Annotated in this window: 9 protein-coding genes and 1 pseudogene; 4 read left to right on the forward strand and 6 right to left on the reverse strand. The window is 60.4% G+C overall.

Annotation, left to right across the window (positions count from 1 at the left end):
* Positions 1-244 precede the first annotated feature (244 nt).
* Together Q1V60_RS02450 and Q1V60_RS02455 are read left to right on the forward strand one after the other, a co-directional pair.
* The gene (locus tag Q1V60_RS02450) at positions 245-400 is read left to right on the forward strand and encodes a type II toxin-antitoxin system HigB family toxin (protein ID WP_300627140.1); all 156 of its coding nucleotides are present in this window, start codon (positions 245-247) and stop codon (positions 398-400) included.
* Positions 397-794: pseudogene (locus tag Q1V60_RS02455) on the forward strand (transcriptional regulator). Before Q1V60_RS02450 ends, Q1V60_RS02455 begins: the two are co-directional and overlap by 4 nt.
* A 21-nt stretch (positions 795-815) precedes the next feature.
* On the opposite strand, the gene selO reads toward Q1V60_RS02455, so the two are convergent.
* The 4 genes from selO to Q1V60_RS02475 form a co-directional block, all read right to left on the reverse strand.
* A complete protein-coding gene (gene selO, locus Q1V60_RS02460; protein ID WP_300627142.1) occupies positions 816-2,279 on the reverse strand; it encodes a protein adenylyltransferase SelO in 1,464 nt (487 codons plus the stop codon).
* Positions 2,280-2,327: 48 nt separating this feature from the next.
* Entirely contained in the window at positions 2,328-5,705 is a 3,378-nt protein-coding gene (mscK, locus tag Q1V60_RS02465; RefSeq protein ID WP_300627144.1) for a mechanosensitive channel MscK, read from the reverse strand.
* A 49-nt stretch (positions 5,706-5,754) separates the two neighbouring features.
* The gene (locus Q1V60_RS02470; protein WP_300627146.1) at positions 5,755-7,497 is read right to left on the reverse strand and encodes a potassium/proton antiporter; all 1,743 of its coding nucleotides are present in this window, start codon (positions 7,495-7,497) and stop codon (positions 5,755-5,757) included.
* 369 nt (positions 7,498-7,866) lie between these two features.
* Positions 7,867-9,492: a methyl-accepting chemotaxis protein gene (locus tag Q1V60_RS02475; RefSeq protein WP_300627148.1), complete on the reverse strand. Its 1,626-nt coding sequence runs from the start codon at positions 9,490-9,492 to the stop codon at positions 7,867-7,869.
* A 276-nt stretch (positions 9,493-9,768) separates the two neighbouring features.
* Here Q1V60_RS02475 and Q1V60_RS02480 point away from each other — a divergent pair, with 276 nt between their 5' ends.
* Positions 9,769-9,999 carry a hypothetical protein gene (locus Q1V60_RS02480; protein ID WP_057724384.1) on the forward strand — a complete coding sequence of 77 codons (231 nt, stop codon included), beginning with the start codon at positions 9,769-9,771 and terminating at the stop codon, positions 9,997-9,999.
* A complete protein-coding gene (locus Q1V60_RS02485; protein ID WP_300627152.1) occupies positions 9,996-10,292 on the forward strand; it encodes a cell division protein ZapA in 297 nt (98 codons plus the stop codon). The genes Q1V60_RS02480 and Q1V60_RS02485 overlap by 4 nt, the downstream gene beginning before the upstream one ends.
* 59 nt (positions 10,293-10,351) lie before the next feature.
* Here Q1V60_RS02485 and Q1V60_RS02490 read toward each other — a convergent pair whose 3' ends face one another.
* Positions 10,352-10,759, reverse strand: coding sequence for a hypothetical protein (locus tag Q1V60_RS02490; protein ID WP_300627154.1), 408 nt, complete (start codon positions 10,757-10,759; stop codon positions 10,352-10,354).
* A gap of 162 nt (positions 10,760-10,921) precedes the next feature.
* Complete coding sequence (locus Q1V60_RS02495; protein ID WP_300627157.1) at positions 10,922-12,724, reverse strand: acyl-CoA dehydrogenase; 1,803 nt, start codon at positions 12,722-12,724, stop codon at positions 10,922-10,924.
* Between the last annotated feature and the right edge of the window lie 248 nt (positions 12,725-12,972).

The raw sequence follows: 12,972 nt of genomic DNA on the forward strand, positions 1-12,972 counted from the left end.
GTGACGGCTCGAAAGAGCACCATTGGTCCGTTCTTGGCTATAGCAAATTACGATAGTCGCTGTTCGGGTTTAAACGTCATAGCAAAATGCGATAGGGATGTTGCTTGGGAGTTATCAGTGCAAAACAAATCCGAAATGCCAAGTAACTTGGCCTTATCCAGCCAGTGCTCTGGACGAGCGGTATCGGAAATCAAAGTTCTAAAATCCTGAAAATTGCGCGGCGTTGAAATCGGTGTTTCCCGCAGTGGATAAGGTAGGTGGGTTACACGTTTTCAACATCGCTGGCAACAAGCTACGACTCATTGCGGTTGTGTGCTACCAAATGCAACGCCTTTATATCCGGCATGTTCTGGACCACCGGGAATACGACCAGGTAAATGGAAGGAGTAACCGAAAATGAGTGTATTGATCGAGCAGGTAGTCGAACATTGGCGATTCATGTCGCCTCTGTTGCGTAAGCCGAAAACCGAGGCTGACTATGATGTGCTGGTAGAGGCGCTCGACGAATTGCTGGATATCGTAGGGGGAGCACGAAGCTCACCCGTCGATGGGCGTGGTCGATATCATCGGTGATTGGGTCGAGGCCTATGACTTGGCGCATTGGCCAATACGTGAGGCAAGCGGTGTCGATGTATTGCGATCAATGATGCAGGAGCATGGCCTGACCCAGAGTGATTTGCCGGGTGTGGGTGCCGAATCGGTGGTCTCGGAAATCGTGGGTGGAAACGCCAGCTGAACGACAGATTCGTTGGCTGGCGGATTTTTTCAACGTGCCGGTGAGCATGTTCATCTAGTCGTGAATACCGCGAGCCTTTTTACGACGAACAACTAATCTCCAAATGCTTGCCCCAATCCGGCGGCCGCTGCGCGTATTGCTCCATCCCGGCTTGTTCCTCAAACGGCTTGTTCAGTACCTGATGCAGTCGCCGTACTTCGCTGTAGTCCCCCGCTTCGGCGGCGGCGATGGCGTTTTGCGCGAGGTAATTGCGCAGAATGTACAGCGGGTTCACGGCGTGCATCCGCTCACGGCGCTGTTCTTCGCTGTAGTCACCATCCCGGGCGACACGGGCGGTGTACCGCTCGGCCCAGGCATCAAACCCGGCCATGTCGACAAAGTCATCACGCAACCGGGTCACGGCCACCGTAGCCGGTTCATCGCCCAGCCGTCGGAAGAACAGCGTGTAGTCCACGCCGCTGTTCTGCATCAGCTTGAGCAGTTGCTCGACCAGCTTCTGGTCATCCTCTTCGGCGGTAGTCAGCCCCAATCGGCGGCGCATCAGGTCCAGGTAGTGCGCCTGGTACAGCGGCAGGTACAGGCCCAGGGCTTCTTTCAGTGCGTCAACGCTGATAAATGGCGTGAGCGCCTGCGCCAGGGCGCTGAGGTTCCATTGCCCAATCGGCACTTGATTGCTGAAGGAATAACGCCCTTCGTGGTCGGAATGGTTGCAGATGAAGTGCGCGTCGAAATCATCCAGAAACGCAAATGGCCCAAAGTCGAAGGTGATGCCCAGGATCGACATGTTGTCGGTGTTCATCACGCCGTGGCAGAAGCCATACGCCTGCCACTTGGCGATCATTTCGGCGTTGCGCTCGACGATTTCGCGGAACATCGCAAGATAGGGTTCAGGCTGTTCGCGGCATTGCGGGTAGTGCACATTCAATACGTGTTCAGCCAGTTCGGCCTGCTGCTCGGGCTTTTTGGTGTAGTAGAAATACTCGAAATGCCCGAAGCGGATATGGCTGGGCGCCAGGCGCAACACCATCGCGCCGCGTTCCTGCTTCTCACGCCACACCGGCGTACTGGAGCCGATCACGCACAAGGCGCGGCTGGTGGGGATGCCCAATGCATGAAGCGCTTCGGACGCGAGGAACTCACGGATCGAGGAGCGCAATACTGCGCGCCCATCGCCCATGCGTGAGTAGGGCGTCATGCCGGCGCCCTTGAGGTGCAGGTCCCAATGTTCGCCGGCGTCGTTGTAGACCTCGCCCAGCAGCAACCCACGGCCATCACCCAGTTGCGGTGAGTAGCCGCCGAACTGGTGCCCGGAATAGACCATCGCCCGCGGCTGCGCTTCGGCCCACAGCTTGTGGCCACCGAACAGCTCGGCGAACAGGGGTGTTTCGGCCACGGTAGGGTCGAGGTCGAGCAGGGCCATGGCGGCGTCGCTCGCCACCACCAGGCGCGGCTCATCGAGGGGCTCGGGCAAAACGTGGGTTGAGAACGCATCGCCCAGGCGTGCGAAGCGGTTGTCGAAGGTCAGTTCGTCGAGGGCTTTCACCGCGCATCTCCAGCAGGACGCCCCAGCTTTTTGCTGGGGGTAAGTTCGTTAGTCGAGTTTGCTCGGCGGTGGTTCAGGCGCATCTTCAACCTTTCCGGCGGGCGGCTCGGGGGCATCCTGCTCGGGCGCGACGATGGTCTTGCGCTCATCCTCGGCCGGCACCAGCTTGTATTCCTGGCCCTGCATGTTTTTCAGGTAGATTTCCATCTGCCTGAACGAGATGTTGATGTGCTGTTTCTTGAACTCACGGTTGATAAAGCGGTTCACCTCGTCCAGCACCGGGTTGCGGTCGCCCAGGTCGCGCACATGCATGCGCAGCTCGTGGTCGAGGGTGCTTTCGCCGAAGTTGAGGAAATACACATGGGGCTCGGGCTCTTTGAGCACCCGTGGGTTTTCCTTGGCGGCCTTGAGTAACAATTCCTTCACCAGATCCAGGTCGGAGCCGTAGTCCACGCCCAGTTTCAAGGTGACGCGAGTGATGGTGTCGGTCAACGACCAGTTGATCAGTTGCCCGGTAATGAAGGTTTTGTTCGGGACAATGATGTCCTTGTTGTCGAAATCGGTGATGGTGGTGGCGCGAATGCGGATCTTGCTCACCGTGCCCGACAGGTTGCCGATGGTGATGGTGTCGCCGATGCGCACGGGGCGTTCGAACAGGATCATGATGCCGGAGATGAAGTTGGCGAAGATTTCCTGCATGCCGAAACCCAGGCCAACCGACAGCGCGGCCACCAACCATTGCAGCTTGTCCCAGCTCACGCCCAGGGTGGACAAGGTCGAGACGAAACCTACGCCGGCGATCACATAGGACAGCAGCGTCGTGGTGGCATACGCGCTGCCTTGCGCGAGTTCCAGTTTGGACAGCACCAGCACTTCCAGCAAACCGGGCAGGTTGCGTGCCAGAGCGAAGGTGATACCGATGATGATCAGCGCGCCGAGCATGTCGCCGATGCTGATCGGCACCATGCTGATATTCGAGCCGGTGCCGCTGGTGTATTCGTACAGCGTGACGTTATCGAGGTAGGAAAATACCGATATCAGGTCCGACCATACCCAGTACAGGGCTGCGATAAAGCCGCCGAGCAAGGCCAGGCGGATCAGGCGCAAGGATTGTTCGTTGACCTTTTCGATGTCCAGGGTCGGCTCTTCAAGCACCGCTTCGCCGTCACCGGCGTCCTTGGCGGCCTGGCGTTTGGCCAGGGCGCGGGCATAAGCCAGACGCCGGGCGGCAACGCTCAGCCAGCGCACGAAGGTGGCTTCGATTACCAGCCAGAACATCAGCAGGTACAGGGTGTTGATCAAGCGGTCGCTGAGTTTCAGGGCGGTGTAGTAGTAGCCAAAGCACACGGCAATGAACAATGCGACGGGCAGGGCGGTGAAGACCAGCCCGATCGTCTTGCGAAACAGCGAGGCTTTTTCATGGGTGGGGCTGTTCAGCAGCAGGCGACTTAGCAGCCACGCCATCAAGGCGTAGCAGGTGAGGACCACGGCGATGCCCAGCACGTCTTCGGCGAGCGCCGCCGGTTGGTGCTCGGCGATGGCAACCACGGCCACCAGCGCCAGTACCACCAGCCCGAGCTTGCGTACCCAGCCCTGCAGGAATTCGACCTGGGGCTTTTCCCAGCGAAAGTGCAGCTCGGCCACGCCGCCGGGCGCCAGGATGCGGTAAGCGGTGTAGAACACCAGCCACGCCTGGGCGATCTGCAGCAGCGCCGAGCCCAGGTTGGCGTTTTGCCCACGGGCGTCGATCTGCAACGCATAGCCGCACAGCGCCAGGCCCAGGGACACCGGCATCGCCAGCAGGATATTGATCAGGATTGCCTGCGGCGTGTGCCACTGGCTGTCGCGCTTGAAGTGACCGATGTCCAGGTGAACTTTGTTGAGGCGCTGATACAGCGCCTTGCGCCGCCACAGCAGCGCGCCGAGCAACAGCAGCAGCGGCAGGAACAGCCACGGGCGCTGGGTCAGGCCGTCATACAGTTCGCTGACGCTGGAGGCCCAGGGCAGGGTGGTGACTTGCTTGCTCAGGTGCGCCGGTACGGTTTCCAGCCACTCGGTGTCCAGCGGCTTGTTGCTCGGAATCCAGAACATCTGCTCATCGAGCGTGGCGCGCAGAGTGGTGGCGGTGCTGAGCAGTTGTTTCTGGTTCAGTTGCAGGGTGATGGATTCGTTGAGCAGTGCGCTCAATTCACGGCTCAGGCGCTCCAGCAGGTCGCTGCGGGTGATCGCCAGCTCCAGCAAGGTGCGGCGCAATTGCGGGGTGACATCGTCCGGCGGCTGGTTGGCCAGCAGGTTATCCACGTAAGCACTGGGGGAGCTGATCAGTTCACGCTGCTGGTTGACCTCGAACTGGTACAGGCGAATGTTGGCGATGTCGTCGGCCAGGTCACGGTCGACGGTCAGGCGTGGCAGGGCCTGTTTCTGTTTGTAGAGAATTTTGGACAGCAGCAGGCTGCCTTTGAGCACGTTGATCTGCTCGTCCAGCGCCGAATCGCTTTGGGTGACGGTGTCCAGTTGCTGCTTGGTCTGCAGGTTTTTCTGGGTCAGGTCGTTGAGCCGGTCGGTGCTTTTGAGCAGGTAGTCGGAGAGCTTCAGGTTGGCCGCGCTTTCCGTGGCCAGCAGGCTGCTGCCGCCGGCTTTCTGCGCTTCGATGGACTGTTGGGTCACCGTCTGCTGGGACTGGGCCAGGCGCTTCTGGTTGATCAGGGTTTGCAGGTCCTGGATTTCCTGCTCCAGGCGCGCGGTTTTTTCCTGGATCAGGTCGTGCTGGCTGTTGCCCAAATCTTGCAGCTGGCTGTTGCCGGCCAGTTCCTGGCGGCGCAGGGGGATCAGCGCGTTCAAGGCGGCGAGTTCGGCGTTGAGCTGGTTGCGCTGGTCGGCGTTGAGGGCTTTGCCGTTGTCTTTGCCGGACTTGAGGGTCGAATTGATTTGCTGGATGCGCGTCTGGCTGCTGCTGATTTCGGTCTGGGCGCGCTCGGGCCGGGTTTGGGCGGCGATGGTCAGGCTGTTGGCCTCGGCCAGCTCTTTTTGCAGGTCGCCTTGCTGGGTACTGCGCTGCACCAGCAATTGCTCAAGCTGCGGCACCGGCAGGTTGGCGTAGCGTTGGGCCACGGGCACGATCTTGGTGCCCTTGAGCCGGGTCAGCTCGCGCTGGTTGTCGACCGTCTGGCGCGGCGCATCTTCGAGCTGGCGCTTGAGATCGGCCAGGCGCTGCTCGTAATCCTGCTTGTTGGCCAGGTACGTCAGGGTCTGTTGCAGGATGCCCTGCAACGCCTTCATGTCGGCGTCGGGCAGCTTGCGGTCGGGCAGTTTGTCCAGGGTTTGCTGGATAGCGTCGGCGCTGGGCGGGTCGGCCGCGTGAACGGTGCCGACACAAAGAGTCAGGCCCAGCAGGGCAGTGGCGAGAAAAGTGCGCAGGGTTGGCATAGAGACCGGTCGAGCAAGGTGAAGAATCGGGGCGTTATCGCCCCGCAGTTTAGAGGAAGAGCCCGGGGCCCGGGCGACTTCCTTCGGGGAATCTGACGCCGACTTTGCCAATCTTGTTCCCGTTCATGACCGCGACGGTCCAGATGGTGTTGTTCCATTCCACCTGGTCGCCCACCACCGGCGCGCCGCCGACCTTTTGGGTGATGAAGCGGCTCAGCGGCATGTCCGGGTCGATACCCTCCAGCTTGAGCCCGTACAGCGCCGAAACCGCGCCCAGCTGGGCGTCTCCTTCGAGGACGAAGTCGCCGAAAAAGCGCAGGTCGAGGCCACGTTGCGGCGCCTGGCTGAACAGCTTGCCCAGGGCCGGCAGGTTGTGTTCATGGCCGATGACGCAGAGCAAATCGCCGACTTCCAGCACCGTACTACCCGACGGATGGAGCAGTTGCTGGCCACGAAACAGCGCCGCGATCCGCGTGCCCTCAGGCATTTTCAACTCACGCAGGGCGGCGCCGATGCACCATTTCTCCGCGCCGAGGCGGTAGACGAACAGCTCCCACTCGCTGGTGACATGCACTTCCAGGGCGGCGCGGGAAATCGGCGCCGGGTCCGGCGGTACTGTGACTTTCAGCAACTTGGCCACCCACGGCAGGCTGGTGCCCTGCACCAGCAGCGAAACCAGCACGATAAAGAACGCCAGGTTGAAGTACAGCTGGGCATGGGGCAGGCCGGCCATCAGCGGGAACACCGCGAGGATGATCGGCACCGCACCGCGCAGGCCGACCCAGGCGATAAAGGCTTTTTCGCGCCCGTGGAACGCCTTGAACGGCAGCAAGCCGACCATTACCGACAGCGGCCGCGCAAACAGGATCATCCACAGCGCCAGGCCCAGGGCGGGCAGGGCAATCGGCAGCAAGTCATGGGGCGTGACCAGCAGGCCCAGCACCAGGAACATGCCGATCTGCGCCAGCCAGGCCATGCCGTCGAGCATATGCAGGATGCCATGCCGGCTGCGCACCGGGCGGTTGCCGATCACCAGGCCGCACAGGTACACGGCGAGAAAGCCGCTGCCGTGCAAGGCGTTGGTCAGGGCGAAGACGAACAGGCCGCCGGCGATCACCAGGATCGGGTACAGCCCGTTGGCCAGGTTGATGCGGTTGACCATCTGCAACATCAGCCAGCCGCCGCCCAGGCCAACCAGGCCGCCAATGCCGAATTCGCGGATCAGGTGGGTCAGCAGGCTCCAGTGCAGGCCGGTCTGGCCGCTGGCGAGCATGTCGATCAGGGTCACGGTCAGGAACACCGCCATTGGGTCGTTACTGCCGGATTCGATTTCCAGGCTGGCGCTGACCCGTTCGTTCAGGCCCTTGCCGCCCAGCAGCGAGAACACCGCCGCGGCATCCGTGGAGCCGACAATGGCGCCTATCAGCAGGCCCTGGACGATATTGAGGTCGAACAGCCAGGCCGCGGCCATGCCGGTGAGGCCGGTGGTAATCAACACCCCCACCGTGGCCAGGGACAACGCGGGCCAGAGTGCCACCCGGAAACTCGCCACCCGCGTGCGCAAACCGCCGTCGAGCAGGATAACGGCCAGCGCCAGGTTGCCCACCAGATAGGCGGTCGGGTAATTATCGAAGATGATGCCGCCGCCATCGACACCGGCGAGCATGCCCACGGCCAGGATGATCACCAGGATCGGAATGCCCAGGCGCGACGAAAGAGAACTCACCAGAATGCTCGCACTCACCAGCAACGCGCCGATCAAGAACAGGCTGTTGATGGTTGTCGCATTCAAAGGCAGTACTCCGGAGCAGGGAAGACAGGGCGCAAACTGACCATGCAGTCTACGTGCCAGGGATTCTAACCTGTTGAATTGCTGTGCTGTCAAAAAGCTTTTGTGGGGGGAATCCCATCGTGAAGGTTTCCGCCCAGCTCCAAATGTGGGAGGGGGCAAGCCTCAATGCCAGTCAGTTAAGCGCTAGAGCAGGCAACCGTCGGCCTGTGGCGAGGGAGCTTGCTCCCGCTGGGCCGCGACGCCACCCAATAAAATGGCACTGCGGCGCAGTCCAGCGGGAGCAAGCCCCCTCGCCACGGTAAAGCGCTCCTCCTTAACTGACTGGCATTAGGGCAAGCCTCGTCCCACATTTCAAATCGGTGCAGTCAGTCAGAGACGGAAGCGGCCCACCATTCCGTTCAAATCCACGGCCAGGCGCGACAGCTCGCTGCTGGCTGCGCTGGTCTGGCTGGCGCCTGTCGCCGATTGCACCGACAGGTCACGGATATTCACCAGATTACGGTCGACTTCCCGGGCAACTTGCGCCTGTTCTTCCGCCGCGCTGGCGATCACCAGGTTGCGCTCGTTGATCTCGACAATCGCGGTATTGATGGTATCCAGCGACATCCCAGCGCCCTTGGCGATGTTCAGCGTCGATTCGGCGCGCTCGGTGCTGTTGCGCATCGAATCCACCGCATGCTCGGTGCCGGTCTGGATGCTGCCGATCATGCGCTCGATCTCGCTGGTGGACTGTTGGGTGCGATGGGCCAGCGCCCGCACTTCATCCGCCACCACGGCAAAACCACGCCCGGCCTCACCGGCGCGCGCCGCTTCGATCGCCGCGTTGAGGGCCAGCAGGTTGGTCTGGTCGGCCAGGCCGCGGATCACGTCCAGCACTTTGCCGATATCGCGGGACTCATTGGCCAGCTCGCCGATCAAGGTCGCGGTGGCTTGCACATCGCCGCTCATGCGTTCGATGGCGCTGACGGTTTCCTGCACCAGGTCGCGCCCATCACCGGCAGAGGTGGTGGCGTTGCGCGAAGCTTCGGAGGTGCTCACGGCATTGCGCGCGACTTCCTCGACCGCGCTGGTCATCTCGTTGACGGCGGTGGCGGCTTGTTCGATTTCGTTGTTCTGCTGGGTCAGGCCGCGCGCGCTTTCGTCGGTGACGGCGTTGAGTTCTTCGGCGGCCGACGCCAGTTGCGTGGCCGAGCCGGCGATGCGTTGCAGGGTGTCGCGCAGTTTGTCCTGCATCTTGGCCATGGCGGCAAGCAGGCGGCCGGCTTCATCGTTACCGTCGACTTTGATCGGGCGCGTGAGGTTGCCTTCGGCCACTTCTTCCGCCGCTTCAAGGGCCTGGGAAATCGGCACGGTGATGCTGCGGGTCAGCAGCCAGGCGAACAGCAAGGTCAGCGCGGTGGCGATCACCAGCAGGCCCACTACCATGTTGAATGCCAGGTCGTACTGGTCTTCGGCTTGCTGGTTGGTGGCCAGGGCCATGGTGTTGTTGATGTCCAGCAGGCGGCTGAGTACCGCATTGACCTGCTCGGAGTTGCTCAGCAGCTCGGTGTTGAGCAGGGCGCGCAATTCGTCGACCTGGTTGGCCCGTGACAGGCTCTTCATGCGCTCTTCGATCTGATGGTACTGAGCAAGCAACCGCACGTATTCATTGTAGGTGGCGCGCTCTTCGTCGCCCTCGATCAGCTTTTCATACACGCCCTGGGCGGTGCGGATCTGCTGGTTGCGTACGTCGAAGGCTTCCAGGGTTTTTTGCTGCACCTCCGGCTCGCGGTTGGTGAGCAAGCGGTACGACAACACGCGCAGGCGCAAGGTCAGCTGGGTGAATTCGTCGAGGGCGCGAATGCTCGGCACGCTGGACAAGGTGATGTCTTCGGTGGCTCCACGGATCTTGCTCATCTGGTTCAGCGCGAACACGCCGAGAAACAACATCAAGGCGCCGATAAACGCGAAGCCGAGGAAGGCCCTCGGGGCGATATTCATATTACGAAGAGACATGCTGGAATCCTGGGGGGAGCGCGATCCATGCGGCCATGAGACGGGGTGTGCATCGCTTATCGGCCATGCGACTAAAGTCTTAAGGGGTGCGCGCTTTTGTCGCGCCTGGCCATGGGTTGGATGGATTCAGGAACCAGATCGGGTAATTGCAGTCACTAAGGCACGAAAGCGCGGCCCGGCCCTTAAGAATCGGGCTGCGCGCCGGGGGATAACCCTGGCATCCGAGGTGAATTTTCTTTATCGTCACCGCCCTTTTAAAAAGCCCGAGAAATCAAAATGTTAGAAGCATCCCTCAGCCAATTGGAACAACTGGTCAGCGACCTGGTACAGCAAAATCAAGACCTGCTGGGCAGCAACGAATCCCTCAAGGCGGAACTGGCCCGCGCAAGGGACGAAAACGACAGCCTGCAACTGAACCTGATGGAACAGGAAGAAAAGCATGGCGCTACCGCTGCGCGCATCCAGGCGCTGGTTGAGCGTGTGAGCGCAGGGCCTGTCAGCGCATGAATGAAGGGATAAGGGTCGTTTCGATTCTCGGAGAGGATTACTCGATCAAAGCGCCGGCCGGGGAAGATCAAACCCTGATGCACGCCGTGACCATGCTCAAGGCCTCCCTGGCCACGACCAAGAAAAAGTACCCGACCCTCATTGGTGACAAATTATTGGTATTGGCCGCGCTGAACCTGTGCGCCGAGCAGATCGAAATGCAGCAGGCTCACCAACATGAACTTGACCGTTACCAAGAGCAAGTCAGCGCCACGGTCGAGGTGATTTCCAAGGCGATCGGCCAGGGGGATTAACGGAGCCAGCCAGGCGGGTGTGCAGGGTGAGGGCAGGCCGGTCACGGTGGCTAAGGGTTTTAACGGCCAAGTTCCATCTTCAGCACGCCCTGTGCATCCGTCTTAAAGGTCCTGCCGTTAATTTTCCACATACTCCCGTTTGGATCCTTATGTTCATCCCCTGGCCTGATCGTCAAAAAAAATTCAGGGGTGTCTGCATCCAAATTGTCAGGAATCGGTAGGGCATAGCTCTGATTGCTATTGGCTACACCGGTTCTGATCAAACGCACGGCACCCTTCTCTGGGTGTCTGGCATCTTCTCCTTCAAGGAGGATGTCGTAATTCATGTCGTACTTAGACGTGATGTATAGCTTGCGCGTGATCGTCAGCGAAAGGGTCCCGTCAGTCCAACTATCTCCAATACAAAGAAAGATATCCGCGGGATCGTTTCCGATATAGGTACCCTTTGTTCGGTTTTGATGGCTCATGAGCCGTGCTCCAGGTTTGGATGAGTGCAGATAACGATCTGCCGTTCTCCTGAAACACTGCCGAACTACGAGTCAGGTAGGGCGAGCTTAGGCGACTCGCATTTCCTGGGCACCTGTCAACATCTGCAAGTGTCGACTGATGCCGACGAATGGTCGTAAGGCTCAAAACCACGCGTCCTGCATCCCCAGGCATGTATCGTCGCGTGCCTCCAGAATCGCCAGTTCATGATGGCAGCTTGGTACTTCCCAGGTCAGGAAGTAGCGGGCGGCCTGGAGCTTGCCTTTATAAAAGGGCACATCGGCCGCGTTGCCTTTGGCCAGCCCTTCTTCGGCGCGAATCGCCTGTTCCAGCCAGCGCCAGCCAATCACCGTGTGCCCGAACACTTTCAGGTACAGCGCCGAGTTCGCCAGGCTGCTGTTGACCTTGCCCTGTGCGAGATCGCTCAGCAGGCCGAGGGTGACGCTTTGCAGGCGCTGAACCAATTGCTCAAGCGGTTCCCTTAACGCTTTGAGCGATGGGTACTGCTCAGCTCGGGCGCCTGTCTCGGCGATCAGTCGAATCAACTGCTTGAGCCCGGCGCCGCCGTTCTGCGCCAATTTGCGCCCGAGTAAATCCAGGGACTGGATGCCGTGAGTGCCTTCGTGAATCGGATTCAGGCGGTTATCGCGGTAGTACTGTTCCACCGGATATTCACGGGTATAGCCATGGCCGCCGAGAATCTGGATCGCCAGTTCGTTGGCCTTGAGGCAGAACTCCGACGGCCAGGATTTGACGATGGGGGTCAGCAAGTCCAGCAGCTCGTGGGCTTGTTTGCGTTCGGTTTCGGTTGGCAGGGTGGTGGTGTCGTCGAACAGGCGTGCGGCGTACAGGCCAAGGTCGAAGGCCCCTTCCACATAGGCTTTTTGCGTCAGCAACATACGCTTGATATCGGCGTGCTGAATGATCGATACCGGCGCGGTGCTCGGGTCTTTGCTGTCCGGCAGGCGGCCTTGGGGACGTTCGCGGGCGTACTCCAGCGAATAGAGATAGCCCGCGTAACCGAGCATCACCGCGCCCATGCCGACGCCGATACGTGCTTCGTTCATCATCTGGAACATGCAGCTCAGGCCCTGGTGTGGTTTGCCCACCAGATAGCCGACACAGTTGCCGTTATCGCCGAAGTTAAGCGCGGTGGACGTGGTGCCGCGCCAGCCCATCTTGTGAAACAGCCCGGCCAGCAATACATCGTTGCGCTCACCCAGGCTCCCGTCATCGTTGACCAGGAATTTGGGCACGATAAACAGCGAAATGCCCTTCACCCCGGCCGGTGCGTCGGGCAGCTTGGCCAGCACCATGTGCACGATGTTTTCCGACAGCGGATGGTCGCCGCCGGAGATAAAGATTTTGTTGCCCTTAAGGCGATAGCTGCCGTCAGCCGCAGGCTCTGCGCGGGTACGAATATCCGACAGGGACGAGCCGGCGTGTGGCTCGGTCAAGGCCATGGTGCCGAAGAAACGCCCGTCGATCATCGGTTGCAGGAAGCGCTGTTTTTGCTCTTCGGTACCGAAGCTCTCAATCAGGTTGGCGGCGCCCATGGTCAGGAACGGGTAGGACGTGGACGCGGCGTTGGCCGACTGAAAGTGCGCAAAGCAGGCTTGGGACAGCAAGGTCGGCAACTGCATGCCACCGGCTTCGAAACTGCGCGCGGCGTTAAGGAAGCCCGCTTCGAGAAACGCGTCCACGGCCGGCTTTACTTCCGGGATCAGGATCGCCTTGCCGTCTTCGTAGCGCGGTTCGTTTTCGTCGTTCTTGCGGTTGTGGGGCGCGAAGTACTTTTCGGCGATGCTGCGCGCGGTGCTGATAGCGGCATCGAAGGTTTCGCGATTGTGCTCGGCAAACCGCTCGCGCTGGGTCAGGCCCTCGGCATCGAGGACTTCGTACAGCTCGAAAGCCAGATTGCGGGAACTGAGCAGCGTCTCGGACATGGCGGCTTACCTTTAAGGAATTGCCCTGAGTCTAAGTGTGCGAATGGAGGGTGGATAGCAAGATTGATCTGGGTGATGGAGGGGCAAAACGCAGGCAGGGAATTGAAATGAGGCCAAATGTGAGAGGGGGCTTGCCCTAATGCCAGTCAGTTAAGGAGGAGCGCTTTACCGTGGCGAGGGAGCTTGCTCCCGCTGGACTGCGCAGCAGTCCCATTTTCTGGGGTCGCTTCGCGGCCCAGCGGGAGCAA

Source organism: Pseudomonas sp. (assembly GCF_030147005.1).
In the GTDB taxonomy this organism is placed as follows: Bacteria; Pseudomonadota; Gammaproteobacteria; order Pseudomonadales; family Pseudomonadaceae; genus Aquipseudomonas.

Bases quoted from the DNA above. Each gene is read 5' to 3' on its own strand.
- mscK (WP_300627144.1), bottom strand. From the start codon at position 5,705: ATGCCAACCCTGCGCACTTTTCTCGCCACTGCCCTGCTGGGCCTGACT.
- Q1V60_RS02475 (WP_300627148.1), bottom strand. From the start codon at position 9,492: ATGTCTCTTCGTAATATGAATATCGCCCCGAGGGCCTTCCTCGGCTTC.
- Q1V60_RS02480 (WP_057724384.1), top strand. From the start codon at position 9,769: ATGTTAGAAGCATCCCTCAGCCAATTGGAACAACTGGTCAGCGACCTG.
- Q1V60_RS02485 (WP_300627152.1), top strand. From the start codon at position 9,996: ATGAATGAAGGGATAAGGGTCGTTTCGATTCTCGGAGAGGATTACTCG.
- Q1V60_RS02490 (WP_300627154.1), bottom strand. From the start codon at position 10,759: ATGAGCCATCAAAACCGAACAAAGGGTACCTATATCGGAAACGATCCC.
- Q1V60_RS02495 (WP_300627157.1), bottom strand. From the start codon at position 12,724: ATGTCCGAGACGCTGCTCAGTTCCCGCAATCTGGCTTTCGAGCTGTAC.